Here is a 19,788-nt window from a genome sequence, read left to right on the forward strand (position 1 = left end):
TGACACCTCCGCCGGCGAGGACGTCTCATTAGTCTGTTGGCCGGGCGATAAACGCCGCCGGGATTGCAAGTAGAGTCAGCACCCCGATCCCCCACACTGCGTACGCGAGTAGGGGAATGCCGCTCAGGAGCAGCAGTAGCGCCCCGATCCAGATCGAACACGGCGCACCGAGCAGCCCGAGCCCGACAAGCGGTTTCCACGGTGCGAACCCGCACTCGGGACACGTGCGGGTGTCTGTTGGTATCGATTCGCCGCACTCGCCGCAGGGTTCGTGGTCCATAGTTGATAGTTCGCATGAGTGTGATAAGGTGGTTGGGCCAAGGCTCAGCCGTTCAGCAACTGCTGCCCTCGCTCATCGAGTGTCTGGCCGGGGTTCTCACGACGGTCCTTGAGCCGGGCGAGCCAGAACTCCTGCTCCCAGCCCGGCATCTCGTAGAACTCTCGCGGCCCGATGTCCCAGAGAACTTTCAGTTCGTCGAGGCGCCGTCCCCAACCATGTTCTGCAACACGGCGCGCCTCTCTTCCAGCTTTTCCCGATCCCCTTCGGTCAAAAAATCCTCGAACAGCTCCCGGACCGTGTCATCGCCTTGGAAGATTGTCGTCCAGATGCCCGGGTCCCGGAACGAGTCGTCGACAGCGAAACACGAGAGGGCCTTCCGAATCGTCTCCGTCCCCTCCATCGCGTCGCCGTGGAGCTGTTCGAGCTCCTCGCCGGTGACTCCGTTGTTGCCAGCGCTGCCGATAACCTGGAGCGCCTGTCGCTGTGCCTCCTCGAACGCCGCGATGTGTTCGCTGCCGCGTTCGAGCCGGTCAGCGAGTTCGGGGCGGTTCTCGGCGATCGCCGAGAGGTCGGCCCCGGTCGCGTCGACAGGTCGATAGAACTCGATCTCCGTCGCGTGGCGCTCGATGGCGACCGTGTCGAGGACGCGCTGCTCGAACAGCTCCGCAGCCGCGCCGTACACCTCGACGGTCTCCTGAAGGCGCTCCTGCTGCGCCTTCTCGCGCTCGTCGACGTACTCCCGGGCCGCGTCAGCGTTCTCGAAGCGGTCGAAGTGATCCGTCGTGTCACCCGATGCTGCGCCAGACATGGTCACTGAGTCGAGAACTCGTGTTTGATCTCACCCATCACACGCAGCGTGATAGTGGCGTTCGCGGGGTCGCCGCTCGCGAAGCTCTCCTCCGTCTCCTCGACGCGGACCCGTGCCATCTCTCGCTGGATGACCTCCTCGCCGTCGGCGTCCTCGCGGTCTTTGAAGACGTAGAGGCGGACGGCATCGTGGACATCGTTGAAGATCCGCTTCTTCGAGGTGTCGTCGACCACACCGAGCTCTTCGAGGTCGGTTTCGGCGTCGTGGTCAAGCGGGACCTCGACCGTGTAGTCGACGTGTTCGGTTCCAGATTCGCGGTGGCGAGAGGCGTTCGGCTCGGACTCCCACTGGTTCGTGTTCGGGGTGATCGAGATCTCGCCCGCCGTTCGGGTGAGGAACGTTTCCGTCTCTTCAGTCGCTCCAGGGCTCTCGACGAGCGAGACGTCGGTCCAAGCCCCGGAGAGCGTTTCAGTTGCGTCGTAGTTGCTTGGTGCGGACATGAGTGCGTAGTGTTCTGTTGAATCGGGTTGGTTGGCGAGCTATGCTTGCGGACCGTCGTCACCGACGACCGTCCGCGTGACGCTCCAGCGCCCGGGGAGCGACCACTGGGCGCCCTCATCGGCCTCGATCATGTCTGACCCGCCGATAGAGCCGTTCGGCTGTACGTACGGCACGCTGAACGCGATGTTCGCACGGGCCCCTACGTGGCTTAGCAGGTGATCCATGTACGACTCCGACAGCCCGAGCGCCTCGTCCTGGTCGACGGCCTGCCGCCAACCGAGGCGGGCGTTGACCGTCGCCTGGACGATGAACGTCGCGCTCGTCGACGAGGAGTTCGACGTCCCGTCCCCGCCCCGCATCAGCCCGATGCCGATGCCGACCGGGTAGTCAGTGTCTTGGATCGTCTGCTGGGAGTACACCTGCGAGACTGGGTTATCGGGACCGTTGACGTCGTCGAGGTCGGTCGTGTCCAGCGCATCGAGCAGAGGCTGGTAGCTCCGCAAATCCCTGAGGATCGCGTTTCGGAGCTGGCCGCTCCCGAGATTTCGTGTCATGAGACCCTCCGGACGGCGTTGTTCCACGCCTTCGTGCCCTCATCTTCGAGGGCGCCGCGGTGTTCTTCGATCGCCGGCGCGACGTGCGGCTTCCCCGTGTCGAGGAATTCTTGAAACGGCGCGTACTCGACGTCGGACTCGACGATACCCTCGATCACCAGCCCGAAGGCCGCCTCCATCGCCTCACGGACCTCAGTCTCGTAGGACGCGCGCAACTGACCCGTGTCGACGTTGACGAGCCGCTGGACGGTCTGGAGGACATCGCCCATCAGCCGGTCGATGGCGTCTTCGAGCTCCTCACCGAGCGCTGCGATGAACTCGTCGAGCGTCTCTTGCATCACCGGCGGGTCCGAACCGCGGACCCAGCGGAAGTCGGTGTCCATCAGTTATCCTCCGAGTCGACCTTTTCGACCTCGATGACGACGTGACTCGGGCGCTCTGGCCCTTCGTAGTGGACGTCGACGTCGGTCACGGCGAACTGTCCCGCGAGGCCAGCGATCGTCAGCCGCCAGTCGTCGCCTTCGTCGACGGCGACCTGGTACTCGTAGTCGGCGGGCTCGCCGTCAGGCGCGGTGTCGACCATCTCCCCGGCGGCACGCGGCGGGAGGAAGACGCGCGGCGTCGAGTAGACTCGGCCTCCCTGATCCTCCCGGACGTACCCTTGGCCGGCGGGCTCGAACCGCCCGGGCTCGCCGTCGACGACGGTGGCCCACTCCTCGACAGGAATGGTGCCGCCGGCGCCGTCGTCGACAGTCTCGCCAGTCTCCTGGTAGTGCTCGACCGTGACGAGATGGGTGAGCGTGCCGCGCATGGATCAGCTCTCCGTGGTGTCGTCGGCCCCGTCGATAGCGTACGCGTCGATGATCGCCTCCATCTCACTGTTCCCATCGACGCCGTTGACGTCGCCGGCGGCGGCAAGCTGCTGGAGCGTCGAGTACCGCATCGTCCCGAGCTCGTCACGCGGGAGGCGGCCGTCCTCGTCGAGGCGCTCCAGGTGTCGGCCGAGGCCGTCGACGGCGCCGGCCGGCGGATCGATCCACAGCTCACCCGCGTCGCGGAGTTCGCCGCCACCGTAGCGGCAGGTCCGCGTCACGCGGTAGATGCTGGGTCGCTCGGTCATGATCAGTGGCCTCCGGAAGTGTCGGGGACGTGGATGGACGCCGTCGGCTTCGCGGCGTTCGCGAGCGTTCCGGACTTGTCCATCGAGATCGCCTTCTGCCCGAGCGTCGTGGACCGTAGTGCCTCGCCGAAGTCACCGGCGTAGGTCTTCGCCTCACGGTCGGTACTCTCGCGGGTCGTCTGTCGGAGGTCGTCGATGCCCGACGAGAGGATGTTGTGGCCGGCGAGGTACCGCTCTATCAGCCCGAGTCGATCCTCGGACTGCCCTGTGTCGGCGAGATCCTCGGTGACGACGAGGTGCGCCGGGTCGAGCCCGACTGTCTCGATCTGGGAGTTCGCCAGCTGGGCGGTCGGGAAGTCTGTCCGCTCCAGTTCGGCGCGGACGTCACCGACGCTGCTCCGGTAGTCCGGCATGACCTACCCCCTCAGCGACCTGATGCGCTGTTTGAGGGCGTCGGTGGCCGTCTCCCGGTTCTTGCCCTCCTCCTCGGCATCTTTGATCGCTTCGAGGAGATCGACGTCGTCGACGTCATCGATCCGGTCGCGGAGCTCGTCGACGGTGAGGTCCGACGGGTCCGGATCGACCACGATCTCGTCGTCACTGTCGGTGGTGTCGGCCCCCTCTTTGGCTGTAGACGCGTCAGGATCGTCGACGCGAGTCAGGGAGTTGGGGTGCTTCTCCAGCGCCGACAGCGCGACCTCCAGCTCGTCGCCGCGCGTGTAGTGCTCGCGCTCGTGGAAGTAGTCGCCACGATCGACGCGAACACGGATGGTGTCGTCACTCATGAGGTTCAGGCGTCGATCCCAGTCATCCGCGCGATGCCGCGGATGTTGTCCGGCTGGCGGCGGACGAACGGCGTCCGGCTGGAGATCAGCCGAGCGTTCAGCGCCGCGCCACCGTCAGACTCCCAGGTCGTGTTGGTCACGCCCTGCGCATTGACGATCTGGAAGTAGCGCGGGTCGTTCAGCATCAGGATCAGCGAGTCGCTGTCCAGCCGCGGCGCCGGCACGACGTTGAGGTAGTCGTACTTCCGCTCGATGCGCTCGGAGACCGGCTCGTCGGTCGCGCTGGTCTCGTAGTCCTCGCGGTCGTACTCGCCCCACATCGCGCGCGGGACAAGCACCCAGCCACCCACCTCGGAGACGAGCGGGACGTCGTCCTCGTCCTCGACGTCGGTCTGGTTCTCGACGGCGTCGTGGAGGGTCTTGAAGTCCTCCAGGATGTTGTTCGGGTCGGCGACCCAGCCGCTGGAGCCGGATGCCTGGACGATCTGGTCGATGTCGCTGTCGAGGCCCTTGACAGAGATGAGCCCGCGCTCAGTCTCGACGTTGCCACCCCAGCCGTCCCAGAGCATGTTCGACTCCGAGCGGTTGAGGGCGCGGCGGGCTTCGGTCCCGACGCTGTCGTCGAAGTCCTCACCGAACGCCTGGGCGTTCTGGTACTCCCGGGCGTCGATCTGGTACTGGACCTGATGAAGCGGCAGCGGCACACCGTCCAGTCCGAATCCGGTCATCTCCTGCTCGGACTGGGTCCGCATGTTCATCCCCGTCTCGGCTTCGAGCCGGGTGTTGCTCATCGGGTTGAAGTAGGCGTACCGCGACAGCGACGAGGACACGCCGAAGCCGGCGCCGATGAGCTGATCGACGAGGGTCGACTCCACGAACTGGCCGTCGAGGACCATATCAGTGATCTGGTCCCACGAGTCGACGACGAGCGTCGAGTCCGCGGTCAGCTCTTGGAGGTCACTCTTGTCGCTGGTCGACGTGACGCCGGTCGCCTCGTCGAGCTTCTTCCAGGTGTCCGGATCGAAGACGGAGTTCGCGCGCAGCTGCGCGAGCGCCTGCTTCCGGACGTCGGGTCGCGGGTTGAACAGCGCGGCCTGTGCGGTCAGCGGGATGGACGACTCGAACTCCTTGGGCCCTGAAACCGAGGGCTCAGAAACGTTAGTGCTCATGTTCAGTAGAATTCGACGACGAGGAGGTCGTCCTCGTCAGTGCGTTCGATCAGCTCGATGCCACGGCCGACGGGCGTGGTCGGGTCCGTCCCGGCGCCGTCGATGTCGTCGGTGATCAGGCCGTCCGCGTCGAAGCCGACTTCCGTGTCGGTCGGGTCGGCGGTCGCGTTCGGAGAGACGCGAAGCCGGGCGCGGTCGTAGCGGTGGAAGCCCACCGTCTCGACGTTGTCGCCGGCGTTGTAGCTCTGGTCGAGCGCGCTGGTGCCGGTGTCGCTGACAGTCATCCCGCCCCGCGGCGGGTTCCGCTGCTCGCGGACGATCCGCTTGGTGTCCTCGTCGGCGCCGGCCTGTCGGACGTGCCAGTCGCCGTCGGCGTCCTTGTAGACGACGGCTCCGGTGCCGGGGTCGAGGGCCGAGTCGGCCTCGCCTTCGAGGTAGCTGTTGTCGTTGTGTACCTGCGCCGGGACGCTCTGGTGTTCTGGGATCATCAGTTGTCCTCCTTGACGCCAGTCCCGTACTCGTCGACGGCCGAGTCAGACCCCGCGGTCAGCGACGCCGCGGCGCCGGTGTTCCCCGGCAGGTTCGCCGCGGCCTCGCCGCGGACGCGCTTGAACTCCTTCTCGACCAGCGTGTCCGCCGAGGCCATGAGGTCCTCGCGGTCCTCCTCCTCGTAGTCGTCGCTCTTCGCGACGATCTCGTCGACCTTCTCCGCCTTCTCGTTCTTCGCCGTGGCCTGGTCGACCAGCTCATCGGCGTCGTCCTCGGTGACGAAACCCTGCTCTCGCAGCGCGTCACCGAGCTCGTCGACAGTCATGTCGCCGAGCGTCTGTCCATCCCCGCCGGCGTCGCCGTCGGGGCCGTCCGATCCGTCGTTCGTACCGCCGTTGGTGTCTCCCATGTCTGAGGTCGTGTCCGCACCATCGCCGGATTCCGCCGGCTCGTCGTCATCCGCTTCGCCTGCCGTCACCTCGCTCGTCTCATCGATCACGCCGTCCGGCGCGACCGCCACGAACGCGGAGTCGAGGTAGTACCCGCCGTCGCTCCGCGGAATAGGCTCGGAGACGTCGCCGTCCGCGTGATACCGCAAGAGCGCGAACAGCGTCTGGTCCTCTTCGATCGACTCGTCGAGGCTGATTCGCGAGCCCGTCGGGTACTCCCCCGGCTCGTACGGTTCGCTCATCCCGATCTCGGGACCAAGCCCGTCGCCGACGTCGGGGTACTCCTCGCCTGGCGGGTGGATGGAGATCATCCACGGGGCGTCATCGAAGCTCGCGTCCTCGACGTCGACCGACTCGCCGTCGGTGGTCTGGTCAGCGAAGAAGACACCCCCGCGTCGGTCGCGGGAGTCGATAATGCCGAAGTGTTCGGCTAGCCGCTTGATGAGCCCACGCGTGTCCTCGTCTTCCTCGACGTCGGCGGCAGTGAGTTCTGAGCCGATGTCTGCCGTCTCGGTCCACGAGGCGAGGGCCTGGTTTGGCCCCCACGTGGCGGTGTTGCTGGGTGAGTCTCCCTTCGAGACCACCGAGAGGTCGCCGAAGGTGATGTTGACAGCCTTCAGGTCCGCCTCCGCGCCGTCGTAGGACTCGGTGTCGAAGAACGGGTGGACGGAGACCTCGTAGCTGCCGCCCTGGACGCCGCTGGCGATCGTCTCGTCGTGCGTGACCGCCTCGTAGCCGACGCCCTCGTGGTCGTCTACCCACCCGGCCTTGTCGACCTTGCCGAACGTCTCGTCGACATCCGGCGGGTACTTCGGCCGACCTTGGTCGTCCTCGGGGTGGTCTTTTGTGAGCGGTTCGCCCGCCTGCGACTCCGCGGCGGCTTGGAGCTCCTCGTCAGTAAAGAGAACCCGCTGGCCGTCTCGCGTGTGGAGGATGTCGCCGGCGGCGACGGCGATCCCGCCGAAGCGCCACGGCGGACCATCCTCGTCGCCGTCTGCTGCTGCGGTGAGTCGGTAGGAACGCGCCGACACCCGCAGGTCTTGGTTGTGGTTGTTCATGTCATGTTGAAGAGGTCAGTCGCCCAGGTCCTCGCCCCTCACGCTGGTGCGTGGATTCGAACGGGGGTCATCGGCCGGGCGCCGCTACAGTTGCTGCACGTCGGTCACCCGCCAGTCACACCGGCAGTGCCCGTGGACCGGGATCGGGTTCTGGTTTTGCGCCTCCTCAAGCGTCCACGACTGCGCCGAGAGCGCAAGGCAGCGCTCGCACACCCGGTCGTCGCCGGCGTCCTCGTAGGAGACGTCGACGTCGAGTTGGACGTCGGCCCGGACGCGGTCGTAGGCCGTCAGCTTCGTCGTCGAGTACTGGTTGACGACCCGGCCGCTGGCGGTCGAGGTGACCTGTGACTTGTAGACCTGAGCGCGCTCGGTGACGTCGGTTATCAGCTGCGTCTTCGAGACCTCGCCGGCGACGCCAGCCGTCACGAGCGAGCGCGCATCACTGGCGTAGTCGTCCATCCACGACGCGACCCGCTGGCGTGTGTCCTCCTGCGAGAGGTCGATCTGCGTCTGGATGGTATCCTGCTCGACGACGTCGTCGACGGGGTTGGGGTCGACGTCGAACCCCCGGAGCTCGCCGTTCGCCTTTCGGACCGCCGTTCGACTGGCATGCTCGAACCAGTCGCGGACCTTCCGCGCCTCGATTGGGTCGAGGACCTCCGTCTGGATCGCCTGCTGGATCCAGCTGTCGAAGCGCCGGGCCGTCTCCGCCGACGAGAGGTCTGCCCAGCGCCCGCCGACGCCGTCGCCCAGTCCGAGGGCATCCTCTTCGACGAGTAGCTTCCGGACGTCAGCGTTCAGATGGCCGATCCGGCCACGGAGGAATCGGGCGAGGGACCGCTGGATAGAGATGGTACTCGTGGGGTCGACACGATTGGGCTCTTCGAGGGCGTAGTCCGCGGCTGTCACTTGGTGGCCGTGGGTATGTGCCCGGGCACTACTCATCGTCCACCTCGCCGCCGTCGGCGACGGCCTCCTCGCCGGTGCCGTACTTCGCGGTCATCTCCTCGACGTCGCGAGCGCCGTCGGCCGCCGCAGATGCCTCCTCAAGGGCGGCCGCGTCATCAGGCGCCTCGTCGAACTCGCTCGGGAGGATGCCGTCCTCGATGTACTCGGCCTGTTGCTGGCGGGTGAGCATCGCCTCCGGCATCCCGCCGGTCCACTTTTTGAGGGCCTGCGCCCGCGTGTGCTGGATCTCCGCCTGGTCCTTCTGACTCAGCTCGTGTAGCGGCGTCCACTCCACGGAGTACGATCCGGCGCCGTTCGACGGCGGCGAGACGACGCTGTACTCGATGAGCCGGTCGATCAGCTCACGCACGATCGTCGGCGTCACGAACTGCTCGCGACGCTCTTGGATCTTCCCGTACCACTCCTTGAGGTCCTGCGTGGTCGCCCGTTCGCCGGTCTCGTTCCCTTTCAGAACCGACTGCGGGATCCCCGTCTGGGCGCTGATGGCCTCGACGTTCGGGTCGATCACCGGCTGCGGGTCGATGTCCTCGCCGCCGAGCGACTTGACGTCATCGGCACCGTGCGTCCGGAGGACGTTTTCGAGCCCGGACTGCCAGCGGGCGAGGTGCTCCCGCATCTTTTCGCCATTATCCTCGACGTCGAACTCCGGCGCGATGTTGATGTTGATCCCCCACGCCGACGCCCGGTAGGCAAGTTCGCCGGCGCTCCCGAGCGTCTTTTCGATGTCGACGAGGTTGTTGTAGACGGGTTGCTGGCGCGGGATGCCACGGACCTCGTCGTCGAGAAGCTGATCCGAGTGGATGTGGATGACGCGCGAGTGATGGACCCACATCGAATCGGGGCCGCCCTCGTCGATGGCGAACTCCTCGTCGTTCTCGTCGCTGAGGTCGAGCTCGTAGCGGATGGGTTCGCCCCACCGCCCCGAACCGGGGCCGCCAAGCTTGACCTCCTCAATGGATTCTCGGGAGTACGGGCGGAGGCCCTGAAGACCAGTCGCGCCATTGACCTCGGCGCCGAAGCCTTCTTTCGGATCGCCATCGCCGACATCGTCCTGCTCGACGTCGTCGAACTCCAAGACGAGGACTCCGAACGTCCCGATGCCGGCGAGCATGTCCGCCCGACTCGCGTAGCTCCACAGGTCGTGGTCCCGGAGGAGGTCGTCGACGTCGCTCTCGAACGCAGTCTCGTTCTCGCCAGCCTCGGCGTCGTCGACGATCCGTGGCGGGTCACGCCACGACGTCATCGACGGAAGGAAGGTCACTGCGTAGGCATACGGGTTCCGCAGCGCCATCGCGTAGTAGTCCGTCGCCGTCGGATTCGGATCCCAGTCGAAGACGTCGTAGTAGTCGTTGACCCCCTCGGCGTCGATGTTCTCGCCGAACTGGTTTTGGAGCGCCTCCCGCATCGCCATGTCGACCTGCGCTGCGGCGAGCAGCTCGTCCTCTCGGGCCTGCGCCTCAGCCTGAGTGTCGCTCGTCGCCTCAGTACCCCTATCGACGTCGCCGGCGTTGATACTCTCAGTGTTGTCTGTGTCAGTCATGATGATCACCAGGTTCCCGAACCGCCGGCGCCGTCGTCCTCCTCGATATACCGGTCGCCCATGATGGCGTACCGAAGTGCGTCAAGTGCGTGATCTGTCGCCCGGCTCGTCCCGACGTCCTCCTCTTTGTAGCTCTGGAACTCCTTGATCAGCTCCGTACAGTCCTCGAGGACGATGAGCCCTGGACGGCCATCGACGTCAGTGTCAAGAACGCTCCGCATCTCGTCGATACCCTCATCGAGGTCCTTCGTCGCGGCGTGGGCCTCGTAGCCAGCGGCCCGGAATTTCTGGATGTGCTCAGGTTCGTGGTCAGAGTAGAGCTCGCCCGCGGGTTTCTCTTCTCGCAGCATCCACCCCGAACCATCACTCGGATCGATGAGGTGCTCGACTGGCTGCTGACTCTCGTAGTACAGATCGAGAACGACGTACTGGTCCGCCGGCGTCTTGCCGATCTCAAGGAGAACGCGCGGGTCTTTGAACCCGTAGTCGTAGCCGTAGAGCCGCCAGCCGCTCCGAATCTCGACGTCGTCACGGTTGCGAACGTGCGTCGGCCGGGAGAACGTCGAGTAGACGAGGCCCTCCGCAGCGGCAAAGCCGCCGGCGAGGCCTTGATCTTCCTTCTCCGTTCCTTCGAACTGCCTGACGAGTTTCTCCTTCTCGGGGAGGAACGGGTTGTTCCGCGAGTCGGCAACGACGTTGATGAGCCGCGTCGGGAGGTCGTCGTCATCCGGCGTCACCTGACGCTCGACGAAGTCGTAGTACTGGTTGTACCCGTTTCCCGTCGACGTCCAGAGCGTGACGTTCGGTCCATCGCGGGTGCGCTGCCGGGAGAGCAGCATCCGGTTGAGGTCGAAGATGTCGGTGTGTTCGTAGTGAGCGACCTCGTCACACCAGATGGCGTTGAATTCCCCACCGGCGTACCGATTCCAGACGTCGGCGCTTCCAAGGCGGACCACGGAGCCGTTGAACCACGTGATCCGGCGCTCGTTCCGATTGTACTCGGCGACGAACGGCGAGTTCTCGGGATCACCGCCCTCGTCGGGAACAGTGTTCTCTCCAGGGAGTTCCTCGAAGAAGACCTTGTACGTCGTCGGGCCGCCCTTCTTCGAGTCCGGTGCGATGATCAGGTTGTCGGAGCCGGCGACCTCCGTCGCCTTCTCCATGATCCATCGCGAGCCGAGGATCGTCTTCCCCGAGCCGTATCCGCCCCGGAAGTTGACGACGTCGTACTCGCCCGACTCCAGCGCAGCGATGGCGTCGAGTTGGGCATCCCAGAACCCCCAGTCGAGGTCGAGGGTGCCGCCCGTCGTGTCGACCGCGATGCCCTCACTCGTTATCGACATCGGTGTCCTCCTCGGTGACGCGGTGGTGAGTGATCGACACGTCGAACCCGCCGCTGTGTTCGAGGTCGCCTTCGAGTTCGATCTTCTCGGAGTACACGCCAAGCGCGTCGCCCTTCGCTTGGAGGTGCTTCGACTGCTCCTGGCGGGCCATCGCCTGCTGTTTCAGATCGTCGACGTCGCGTTCGAGGCCAACCATCTCCGTCGTGTACGTTGGCGATCCGTCGATCGCGCGGACCGGGTAGCGTTCCCCGGGCCTCACCTGTGTCCGCTGGTCGTCGTCGAACCGGATCACGACGTCGCGCTCTTCGGCCCAGTCAGGGCGGCCGGGGTCGCCCGGTTCGACGAGCTCCCACGCCGGCCACGACATCGGGTTCTCCCGGTCTGCGGGAACAGTATCGGTCTTCGGAACCGTGCGTCGGATGGGCTCGTCATCGGTCGCCTTCGCCTCACTCTCGCGAGCTCGCTTGTACATCCGCTCTTCCCGCTCGGCGATCTGGAGACGGACGTCGGCGTGTTCCGCCTCGATCTGCTCGATGACCGCCTCCTTCGGCTCCTCGTTGAGGTAGCCCCGGATCGTCGATCGTGCGTACGACCCGATCCCCTCCTCTTCGAAGCGGTCCCGGATCTGCTCGACGTCGAGGTTATCGAGATAGTGCCACTTCAGGGCGAGTGTGACACGTCGGTCGCGGGTGGACATGGGTGGGAAAGCGTTCTACAGCGTTCGGAGCGGATTTATACTTTAAGTAGGGGCGAGTGCTGGCGACGTCGACGACGACATCGACGACGATTGTGTGTCACGGCGCCAGACAGATCAGGCAGTTAGGGTCGTCGCACGTCTCGCGGTGAGAGGTCTCCTCTTCGGCGACCGCTTCGATACACGACCAGCACTTGTCGCGATACCAGCAGCGGTTGTCCTTATTCTCGACTGGGTTGCCACATCATTCGCACTCGGCAGGCACCTCACTCGTCGCCGTCGCCAGCGTCATCGCCCGTCGCAGCGTTGTACTTCCGTATCTCTGCGGGTTCGACGCCGACCTGCTTCCCGATCGCAGCGACGGCCAGCCGAGCGAGGTCGCTCGTCGGGATCGCGCCGAGGGCGACTCCCAAGAGCAGGAGTTCGAGGTCAGTCATCACGTTGGTCGTCGCGGCCGTCTTCTGGGGAGAGGTCGATGCTGATCGGGAGGGAGTCGGCAGCGGCCTCCATCAGTTCGCGTTCGATTCCCCAGAGCCGCCCGACTAGCAGGAACACGAGTGCTGTGAAGATGCCATAGTACGGCGGCGCCACCGCTTCGATGCCCTCGAGCGTGAGCGAAAGCGTGATCGCGAGCCACACGAGGACGAGGGCACCAGCGATGATGCTGGCGAGTGGGCGATGTCCGTTAGGCATGATGGACTTCGCGAGGCACTGTGCCTCGTGTTGGGGATCGGCGAGCGGTGGCGTCATGAGACATCCATGAGAGACTGGCAGTCACAGGGCTTCGCAGAGTTGTACGAACACCTGTACTCAGAGCACCGGTTCGGTCGGTACGTTGACGGTCGAAGTAGATATGAGCCGTTCATGATCAGCGGTACTTGCGAAGATTAAGCGGGTCGTCCATCGTGTGCCGCGGTGGGATCTGGCTGTAGTCGTAGCATACGAGTGGTCGAGGAGGGTGCCGGCCTCAAGCAGAGATACGGACGTTGTTTAATTCTTCTTGAGATAAATTTAAATCGGCAGTAAATATGACATATAGTACATGTCAGACTGGAACTGGATAACTGACGAGGGTTCAGTAGGCGAACTTCCAGTTCGTGTCCTCCCCGATCAAACTGCTGAATTCTTGGATTTTGTTGAGGGGGTTATGATTAATTACGAGAACACCACCAGCCAGTCACTAGGTGCGGGTGACAGGTGTATCCTGACAGCCAAAATCGTAGATGTTGATATCAACCAGCAGCCTGTATGGATTACTGTAGAGCCACTAAATGTAGAGTTTCTTCGACGGTCTGAGCCCAGCGATTCTGAGATCGACGATATGATGGTCTACTTAGACGGGGCACGAAAGCGCCGCGAACGGGAGCGCAGAGAAAAACAATGCGAAAATTGCGAGACAATTGACTCTTCTACTCGCCTCTCTGTTGAGACTAAGATTGGTAACCGAGAGCTACACCACTGTGCCAACTGCGAGCGGTTGCTCTCTGTAGATGAATACGAGCGGTGGATGAGCGCAAACCGATAGCGTTTGAGAACCAGTTCTCACAACTTATTCTGAGTTGGGTGTTTGTAATATTATTCAGAGGTAGCTACTTGATCCAGACTCTGTAGAGACTGAACCGCCTGCTGCCGAACATCTGGCGCCGTATCCTCAGCTAAATGCTGAAGTACTTGACTAGATGCCTCACAGTCGAGATTCCCCAACGCGAGAGCAGATGCCTGTCTAACATCAGGGTCTTCATCTTTGGCTGCAGGGGAGATGGCCTTCACATACGCGGTCTGTGAGTCACCAGCTGTACGACCGATGTTTCCGAGGGCAATCACTACGCCTGTCTGGACTATTGAGTCTGAATAATCAACAAACGAGGCTAGCTGTTTTGAGAATGGCTGGAACGCCGGCGAATAGTCACGAGAATACCACTTGATTGTACTTGCGGCAAGCTGACGCTCCAGCTTATTCTCATTGTGTAGTGATTGGATCAGCGTCTCAGCAATTGACGATGCGTCTCTATTGCTTTGTTTGAGGACTTTTCCAGGCGTTCCTTCTGAGACGTGATTGATCAGTTCAAGAGCGCCACATCTAATCTCTGGTTGATATGAGTCGACGTACTGAAGCGTATCAGCGGCCCCCTCTGGAGTTGGAGATGTTTTCAATGACCGTATCTGCCTGAGACATCTATAGTCGAGAATTCCCAGTATAAGTCCCCAAATCGAAGCGACTGTACCAATCAAGAATGTAACAATACCAACTAAACCAACAAGTTCGACATCACTCGAATTAAGCATTAAACAGAACATGCCCGTTATAAAAAACAAAGAGTGTGGACTTCCTAGTGCGGAACTGAGCTTGGAAACGTTGACCTCTCTTTGATTGCTGCCTGACTTGTACATGACAAGTCCAGGAACATAGAACACGGACGGTGATTGATATATGTCATCAATAGCTGCAAACCATTGACGCCTGAAGTGATTTACAACACGACGGTGGATGTTCACTCTTGAACCACCAGCATACTCAATCAGCATTTGACAGACACAATAATTGTGTCGTTTATTTTTACTTAAATTACTGTCAGGCAGGGACCACAGGAATAGGAAGCATTGGGAAGGAACGCCTGCTGTTGGTCAGTAAAATAAGCGGCATTATCGCCTATCTGGAGTGGAAACGGAGGGGTATGTCAGTGTATCTCGTAGGGCGACGCCGGGGATCGAACCCAGCACGGGATGGGTCCGTCTCAGGCTTTGGTTTCGCCTGAGCCCATAGGACCGTCCGTGACCACACCAGTGGCGTCGCAAGGCGACCGGACTTGGCAGTTTAGACCGAGCAAGATACGATCGACGCGAAGCTCCTCACGCTCACGCACAGCATGTCGTGGTAGTACTGCCGGTCGCTCGTGTGGCTCAGCACTCCCTCGGGCGCTGACCTGGCCTTCACAGTGAAAACTGTGAACGCCACGCCGTCGGGAGATGGATCGACTCGGAATCGAACCGAGGCACGCGACGTCTTCAGCGTCGTGCTCTCCCACTGAGCTATCGATCCCGTCGCTTCTCGCGGCGAATCGCCTCGCGAACGTTCCGCAGTTGGCCTTCGGTCCAGCCGTTCGCGAGCGCGGTCTCTCGGTCGATGCCCTGCGGGTAGCCCGTCACGACCTCTCGGCTCTGCGGGTCGAGCACGAGGCGGTAGTGGATGCCGTCGACCCACTGCTCGGTCGCGACGTAGCCGTTGCCGAGTTGGTGGCGAACACCCTCCTCGATACACGCCCGGATGGCCTCGCCGTTGAGGTGGCGGCCGGGTTTCCGGACGCGGTCGCCGAGGTGTGGCGTCGGGCTCCACGCGCTCGGCTCGCGCGGCAGTTCCTGTGCGCTCATGCCGGCACCTCTCGGCGGGCGTCCTCGTCCGGATCGGCGGTGTCGTCGCGGGTAACGGCTCTCCGGATGGCCGCCTCGATCGCGTCGCCGAGGCAGTCGTCGACGTGCTCGTCGTTCTCCCGGGCCTGGAGCGCACGGGCAGCGAGTGTCTGTCGGTCGATAGTGACGTCCTTCGCCTCGAGCGTCCGGATCGTGTTCTGGATGAGCTCGCGAACGCGCTCGTCATCAAGGCGGTCGTCGCCGGCGTCGTCCCAGTACCGGTGGTCCGGCCCCTCCGTCCCGCAGTGGTCACAGAACACACCTTTGGCCTCGCTCGCCGAATCGGCAGGACCGTAGCCAATCTCGGTCGTCTCCTGGTTGCGCTCGTAGTGGCTCTCGAACTCGCGGGTGAGCCCGCTGCGAGCCGGGTCGACACGCTCGACCCGGATGACACGGAGGCAGTTGATACAGACGTCCGGCGCCTGAAGCAGGTGCTCGAAGTATGCTGGACTCTCTGTCATAGGTACAGTCTCCCCCGCATGCCGTCTTTCCGGCCCTGTCGTCTCAGCCCGTGCCTTCTTGGCCGCGGGCCACCGGTCGCCCGGCTGTCGTCACCCGTGTGTTGCTTGGCCGAGGGCTTAAGTGGTCCATCGACCGCCATTTTGTCGGTCACCCGTTGACCCGCCACTCGGACTGCGGCGGCTCGGTGTGTCGCGGGGAGCAGGAGACGAGATCTTCGTCATAAAGCTGGCGCAGCGCCCGCAGGACGGACCGCTCGGGGCGCGCTGTCCGGTGGGTGAGCTGTCGGAGGGTCCGCGGACCGCCGGCGTTGTACAGCTCGAGGTAGACGAGTGACGCCGTCGGCGGGAGGTCGGCGAGTTGCTCGCGGGTGTGTCGGTCGAGGTCACCGAGAGCAGCGTCAGTCACAGGGGTTCACCTCTTCAGATTGGTCAGTATCAGTGTTTACTGAGCACCGAGCACCCAATCCCCAGCAGGCGGTGCCACTATACGTGCCAATTGTCGATTTATTGAGAATCTTGGTGAAAGCGCTGTTACTTTCCACCAGAGTTTGGAGGGCCAACGGGGAGGCGTGTGCCTCTGACATGAAGCGCGTGGAGAATAACCTCTCCTGTGGAAACTCCCCTTTGTGGACTGGTTGTTCGATGCCGTTTGTAGATTGATCGCTCATCGGCTCGCCCCCACAGCTGCCCCGGACTGTCGGCTCCACGAGACCTCCTCTCCGCCCTCGTCGACGAGCACCGCCACGCTCTCGGCGTCGCGCTCGGCAGCCACCGCCCGGCGGTCGGCCGGCGTCATCTCGGTCTGCGCCAGCCCCTCGCCGTGTTCCTCCAGTTCGGCCTTCCGCTCACGGATCGCGCGTTCGACGCGCTCCCTGGGTTCGCGACTCTCCTTGTTCGCAAGGGCTCGTTCGACGGCGAGCCAGAAGCCACACAACTCGATCGTCTCCAGGCCGCGAATCCGCGCGAGCATCAGTTCGCCGCTGGTACCCTCGCCGTCGTCGACGGAGAGCTCCTCGACGAGGAACCGCGCTGGGTTCTCGCCGTACTCGAGGGCGGGCTCAGGGAACGGGTTCGGCGTCGCCGACGCCTGCTCGTTGTGTTGGTTCGTGGCCGGCATGGTCACGCCCTCCCGAGCCACTTGAGCGTCCCATCCATCGGCTCGTACAGCGACCCGATCTCCTCTTTGATCTTCCGCAGGGTCTTCTCCGCACGCTTCCGATCGATTCCTTCGTCCTCAGCCGCGTCGAGGACGTCCTCGACGGGCGTGCCGTTGGACTCACCGTCATGGCACTGCTCTTCGACGATGTCCTCGATCAGCGTGATACGGTCGCGCTGGGTCTTCGAGGTTCCCGATTCACGCATGTCGGCGTCGAACTCGCCATCCTCGTTCATCCCGAAGTCGCGCATCGACCGCATCGTCAGCGAGAGGGCGGTCTTGAAGTGGCGCTCCTCGATCGTCTCGGAGAACTCCAGCTTGGCGGCTGCCTCGGCAAGCCGGAGCTGCGCTTCCAGGTCGCGCCACGTCGCCGGCACGGGCGCATCTTCACCCATGTGCTTCGTCTTGAAGTTGGAGAACTCGTCGGCGATCCGCTGTTCAAGCTCCTCGCTCGCAATGACTGGCGAGGGCTGCTCACCAGCGAGCGCCAGCCACTTCCGGAGGAGTTCGCTTCGGACTGGCGGGTCGTACTTGTCCGTCTCGCCCGGCTCGATGGTGTCCGGAGCGACATCGAGCCGCTTCTTGTGCTCGCGCCGGCCGACAATGTCCCGGGCGACCTGTTTGACCGTGTCCGTATCGTCCGTCTCGGTCACCGTGTAGCCGAGGTCGAACCGCGAGATGAGCGTCGACCCGAGCTCGACCTGCTCGACGACCGGCTCGTACTCGTCGAAGCGGCCATACTTCGGGTTGGCCGCCGCGACAACGCCGACGCGCGTCTGGAGCGTCGCGTTGATGCCTGCCTTCGAGACGTTGATCTTCCCGTTGGCCATCGGCTCCAACATCGCCGACCGGACGTCCGGTGGCATGTCGTCCAGCTCATCGATGCGGACGATCCCGCCGTTCGCCTTCACGAACGCGCCCGCTTTGAGCGTCCACTCGCCGTCGGAGAAGTCGTCGCGAACGGCCGAGGCGGTGATACCGGCTTCGCGAGCGCCCTTCCCCGAGACGCCGACCGACCGGGGCGCGTTCGACTCAGCCTGGTTGATGAGCGCCGACTTCCCCGTCGACGGGTCGCCCACGAGAAGGACGCTGATGGACCCGCGCTCGACGCTGCCGTCCTTCCCCTCGACCCAGTCGCCCTGGACGACCGCGAGGACAATCGCCCGCTTCATGTGGTCGTACTGCTCGCCGAACACACCCGGCGCGATGGACTCGGCGGCGACCTCAAGCGGGTCGCCCAGCTCACCGTCGACGATCGCGTTGATTTCCTCGCGCTCTTCAGGCGAGACCTCGATCGACGTCTGGTCCGACTCCTGAACCTCGATCGCGTAGCCGGTGAGGTACGGCTCAAACGTCGACTTCTTCTCGTTGCCGCTCGTCCGCTGCTCCAGCTGGAGTCTGCCAGTGATCGTGACGCGGTCGCCCGTGGTCACTTGGCCGGCAAGGTCGTCCTCAACGTAGACGTCGATTGTCTGCCCCTCGCCGCCGGCGACCTCTGGCGGCTCGGAGAGGCGAATCTTCTGCGCGTCGATGAACTGCGACTGGTCGAAGTTGATCCGGAATGGCCCCTGTCGCTCACATCCTTGGCACTCGTGCGGTTCCTGGAAGCCTCGGTCCGTCTCCGGGATGTAGGACATCGTCCCGCAGCGCTGGCACTCGAAGGCAGCCTCGGTTACCTTCGGATGAACGTCACTCGCCGCGACGATCTCGCCCTCAACGCTGATGTAGGGCTCATCGTCGTGGACCTTGGTCGGGCTGAAGTGACCAGGGTAGTGCGTGTGTTCGGGCGGCAGGTTCGACACGCGGACGTGCGCGTTCGCGAGGGAGACATCGGCCGGGAGGTCGTACTGCCGGAGCGCCTCCTCAGCGTACTCCCGCATCTCGGAGGGGTTGCTGAGGAAGTCCTCGGCGATGTTGCGGTCGAACTCGTAGAGCTCGTCGTAGTCGATGGCGAGTGATTTCTGCTCGTTCGGGTAGCGCTGGGCGAGCGTGCCGACCTCATCGCGATACCGCTCTCGGAGGAACCGCGTCAGCGTCTCGGTTAGAGTCTCGTTCTCCTTGCGTCGGTCGTGGGTGGTGGACATCGTGACGGTCTTTTTCCCGAGAACAAACGCCATCGAGGCGTTGTCCGCGACCGTCGACGTCGGCCAGACGTCGGCCAGAACGACGGCCTCTCGGCTAGCGGACAGTTGCTTACAAGCTGCTCTACAATGTGATCTTCACTCAGACCAAGGGAGGTGGGATTCCACGGGCGAACGAGACCATGCTCAGGCCACCCCCTCTCCGTCGGTCTTTGTTCTCGGGAAAAATACCTCGCTGCGCTTCGCCTCGGCAGCGTCGACGGCGAGGTGGTAGTTCCCGCTCGACGGGTCACGGGCCGTGAATCCGGGGATCGTCCCGCCGGTCTTCTCGTCAGATTCGAGACCGGCAGCGAGACGGATGAGCTTGTAGCAGTGCTTCGCGCCGGGCTCGCCGCCGAAGACCTCGTACATCACGTCGTCGTAGTCCAACTTCGCCCGGCCGTTGCGGTCGGTCGCCTTCCGGAACGCGTGCTCGCGAACCATGCCGACCTTCTCGTTGAGCGACAGCGAGTCGTAGGGCCGCTCCTCGTCGATCTCGGAGAGGCGGAGCTTCACCGCTGTGAGGTCTTCCTGGAGCTCACCACGCTGCTGCTCGAGCTTGTCGACACGGTCCTCGAACTCGCCGACACGGGCGAGTGCGCGCTGTGCGATCGCGAGGGCATCCCGGGCAGAGACGTCGTCGCCCTCAGACATCGTCGACCACCTCACCGTCGTCGGCGTGGCCGTCGCACGCGTACCGCTTCCCGTAGCGGTTGCGGATGATGACTTCTGCCTCTTCGCGACAGCCGAGGGCTCCGCAGAATGGCCCTGATTCGACCGCCATCTACGCGGCCACCTCCGTTCCAGAAACCGGCGGAGCAGTCGCTATCGCGGTATCTGGTGTAAGTTCCGTGTTCTCGACAGGAGCAGAACGCTGTCGAGAC

Annotated in this window: 27 protein-coding genes and 1 tRNA gene; 1 reads left to right on the forward strand and 27 read right to left on the reverse strand. The window is 63.7% G+C overall.

Features of this window, described 5'->3' with window-relative positions:
- Window positions 1–28: 28 nt before the first annotated feature.
- The 18 genes from C464_RS06045 to C464_RS06125 all read right to left on the reverse strand — a co-directional run bounded on the left by C464_RS06045 (window position 29) and on the right by C464_RS06125 (window position 12,452).
- Window positions 29–280, reverse strand: a complete 252-nt coding sequence (locus C464_RS06045; protein ID WP_049910902.1) for a hypothetical protein — start codon at window positions 278–280, stop codon at window positions 29–31.
- A gap of 187 nt (window positions 281–467) precedes the next feature.
- Window positions 468–1,088: a hypothetical protein gene (locus tag C464_RS06050; protein ID WP_152420899.1), complete on the reverse strand. Its 621-nt coding sequence runs from the start codon at window positions 1,086–1,088 to the stop codon at window positions 468–470.
- A gap of 2 nt (window positions 1,089–1,090) precedes the next feature.
- Window positions 1,091–1,588, reverse strand: coding sequence for a hypothetical protein (locus C464_RS06055; protein ID WP_006112746.1), 498 nt, complete (start codon window positions 1,586–1,588; stop codon window positions 1,091–1,093).
- Between the two features lie 39 nt (window positions 1,589–1,627).
- Entirely contained in the window at window positions 1,628–2,143 is a 516-nt protein-coding gene (locus C464_RS06060) for a hypothetical protein (RefSeq protein ID WP_006112747.1), read from the reverse strand.
- Window positions 2,140–2,526, reverse strand: a complete 387-nt coding sequence (locus tag C464_RS06065) for an HK97 gp10 family phage protein (protein WP_006112748.1) — start codon at window positions 2,524–2,526, stop codon at window positions 2,140–2,142. The genes C464_RS06060 and C464_RS06065 overlap by 4 nt, the downstream gene beginning before the upstream one ends.
- On the reverse strand, window positions 2,526–2,954 hold the full coding sequence (locus C464_RS06070; protein ID WP_006112749.1) for a hypothetical protein: 429 nt from the start codon (window positions 2,952–2,954) through the stop codon (window positions 2,526–2,528). The genes C464_RS06065 and C464_RS06070 overlap by 1 nt, the downstream gene beginning before the upstream one ends.
- A 3-nt stretch (window positions 2,955–2,957) precedes the next feature.
- Entirely contained in the window at window positions 2,958–3,263 is a 306-nt protein-coding gene (locus C464_RS06075; protein ID WP_006112750.1) for a hypothetical protein, read from the reverse strand.
- Window positions 3,264–3,265: 2 nt separating this feature from the next.
- Window positions 3,266–3,676 carry a hypothetical protein gene (locus C464_RS06080; protein WP_006112751.1) on the reverse strand — a complete coding sequence of 137 codons (411 nt, stop codon included), beginning with the start codon at window positions 3,674–3,676 and terminating at the stop codon, window positions 3,266–3,268.
- A gap of 3 nt (window positions 3,677–3,679) precedes the next feature.
- Window positions 3,680–4,048 carry a hypothetical protein gene (locus C464_RS06085; RefSeq protein ID WP_006112752.1) on the reverse strand — a complete coding sequence of 123 codons (369 nt, stop codon included), beginning with the start codon at window positions 4,046–4,048 and terminating at the stop codon, window positions 3,680–3,682.
- Window positions 4,049–4,053: 5 nt separating this feature from the next.
- Window positions 4,054–5,217, reverse strand: coding sequence for a hypothetical protein (locus C464_RS06090; RefSeq protein ID WP_006112753.1), 1,164 nt, complete (start codon window positions 5,215–5,217; stop codon window positions 4,054–4,056).
- A 2-nt stretch (window positions 5,218–5,219) separates the two neighbouring features.
- Window positions 5,220–5,705 (reverse strand): hypothetical protein, encoded by a 486-nt coding sequence (locus C464_RS06095; RefSeq protein WP_006112754.1) that lies wholly within the window; start codon window positions 5,703–5,705, stop codon window positions 5,220–5,222.
- Complete coding sequence (locus C464_RS06100; protein WP_006112755.1) at window positions 5,705–7,213, reverse strand: DUF7282 domain-containing protein; 1,509 nt, start codon at window positions 7,211–7,213, stop codon at window positions 5,705–5,707. Before C464_RS06100 ends, C464_RS06095 begins: the two co-directional genes overlap by 1 nt.
- Before the next feature lie 84 nt (window positions 7,214–7,297).
- Window positions 7,298–8,158, reverse strand: coding sequence for a structural protein (locus C464_RS06105; protein ID WP_049910904.1), 861 nt, complete (start codon window positions 8,156–8,158; stop codon window positions 7,298–7,300).
- The gene (locus tag C464_RS06110) at window positions 8,151–9,722 is read right to left on the reverse strand and encodes an anti-CBASS protein Acb1 family protein (RefSeq protein WP_152420900.1); all 1,572 of its coding nucleotides are present in this window, start codon (window positions 9,720–9,722) and stop codon (window positions 8,151–8,153) included. Before C464_RS06110 ends, C464_RS06105 begins: the two co-directional genes overlap by 8 nt.
- A gap of 5 nt (window positions 9,723–9,727) precedes the next feature.
- The gene (locus C464_RS06115; RefSeq protein ID WP_006112758.1) at window positions 9,728–11,065 is read right to left on the reverse strand and encodes a terminase large subunit domain-containing protein; all 1,338 of its coding nucleotides are present in this window, start codon (window positions 11,063–11,065) and stop codon (window positions 9,728–9,730) included.
- Window positions 11,049–11,762: a hypothetical protein gene (locus tag C464_RS06120; protein WP_006112759.1), complete on the reverse strand. Its 714-nt coding sequence runs from the start codon at window positions 11,760–11,762 to the stop codon at window positions 11,049–11,051. Before C464_RS06120 ends, C464_RS06115 begins: the two co-directional genes overlap by 17 nt.
- Window positions 11,763–12,025: 263 nt before the next feature.
- Window positions 12,026–12,196: a hypothetical protein gene (locus C464_RS18915; protein ID WP_161781663.1), complete on the reverse strand. Its 171-nt coding sequence runs from the start codon at window positions 12,194–12,196 to the stop codon at window positions 12,026–12,028.
- Window positions 12,189–12,452 (reverse strand): hypothetical protein, encoded by a 264-nt coding sequence (locus C464_RS06125; RefSeq protein WP_152420901.1) that lies wholly within the window; start codon window positions 12,450–12,452, stop codon window positions 12,189–12,191. The genes C464_RS18915 and C464_RS06125 overlap by 8 nt, the downstream gene beginning before the upstream one ends.
- A 349-nt stretch (window positions 12,453–12,801) precedes the next feature.
- Here C464_RS06125 and C464_RS18455 point away from each other — a divergent pair, with 349 nt between their 5' ends.
- The gene (locus C464_RS18455) at window positions 12,802–13,284 is read left to right on the forward strand and encodes a hypothetical protein (protein WP_152420902.1); all 483 of its coding nucleotides are present in this window, start codon (window positions 12,802–12,804) and stop codon (window positions 13,282–13,284) included.
- Between the two features lie 50 nt (window positions 13,285–13,334).
- Here C464_RS18455 and C464_RS17415 read toward each other — a convergent pair whose 3' ends face one another.
- The 9 genes from C464_RS17415 to C464_RS19175 form a co-directional block, all read right to left on the reverse strand.
- Window positions 13,335–14,285, reverse strand: a complete 951-nt coding sequence (locus C464_RS17415) for a HEAT repeat domain-containing protein (protein WP_080510412.1) — start codon at window positions 14,283–14,285, stop codon at window positions 13,335–13,337.
- A gap of 442 nt (window positions 14,286–14,727) precedes the next feature.
- Window positions 14,728–14,799 (reverse strand) — tRNA-Phe (locus tag C464_RS06130).
- Window positions 14,790–15,128, reverse strand: a complete 339-nt coding sequence (locus C464_RS17420; RefSeq protein WP_006112761.1) for a hypothetical protein — start codon at window positions 15,126–15,128, stop codon at window positions 14,790–14,792. The genes C464_RS06130 and C464_RS17420 overlap by 10 nt, the downstream gene beginning before the upstream one ends.
- Window positions 15,125–15,628, reverse strand: coding sequence for a hypothetical protein (locus tag C464_RS06135; protein WP_006112762.1), 504 nt, complete (start codon window positions 15,626–15,628; stop codon window positions 15,125–15,127). The genes C464_RS17420 and C464_RS06135 overlap by 4 nt, the downstream gene beginning before the upstream one ends.
- Window positions 15,629–15,776: 148 nt before the next feature.
- Window positions 15,777–16,034 (reverse strand): hypothetical protein, encoded by a 258-nt coding sequence (locus C464_RS06140; RefSeq protein ID WP_006112763.1) that lies wholly within the window; start codon window positions 16,032–16,034, stop codon window positions 15,777–15,779.
- 258 nt (window positions 16,035–16,292) lie between these two features.
- On the reverse strand, window positions 16,293–16,745 hold the full coding sequence (locus tag C464_RS06145; protein WP_049910905.1) for a hypothetical protein: 453 nt from the start codon (window positions 16,743–16,745) through the stop codon (window positions 16,293–16,295).
- A gap of 2 nt (window positions 16,746–16,747) precedes the next feature.
- Window positions 16,748–18,868 (reverse strand): minichromosome maintenance protein MCM, encoded by a 2,121-nt coding sequence (locus C464_RS06150; RefSeq protein WP_239640207.1) that lies wholly within the window; start codon window positions 18,866–18,868, stop codon window positions 16,748–16,750.
- A gap of 183 nt (window positions 18,869–19,051) precedes the next feature.
- Window positions 19,052–19,558 carry a hypothetical protein gene (locus tag C464_RS06155; protein ID WP_006112766.1) on the reverse strand — a complete coding sequence of 169 codons (507 nt, stop codon included), beginning with the start codon at window positions 19,556–19,558 and terminating at the stop codon, window positions 19,052–19,054.
- Complete coding sequence (locus tag C464_RS19175) at window positions 19,551–19,688, reverse strand: hypothetical protein (RefSeq protein ID WP_167539335.1); 138 nt, start codon at window positions 19,686–19,688, stop codon at window positions 19,551–19,553. The genes C464_RS06155 and C464_RS19175 overlap by 8 nt, the downstream gene beginning before the upstream one ends.
- Window positions 19,689–19,788: the final 100 nt, after the last annotated feature.

Source organism: Halorubrum coriense DSM 10284 (assembly GCF_000337035.1).
In the GTDB taxonomy this organism is placed as follows: domain Archaea; phylum Halobacteriota; class Halobacteria; order Halobacteriales; family Haloferacaceae; genus Halorubrum; species Halorubrum coriense.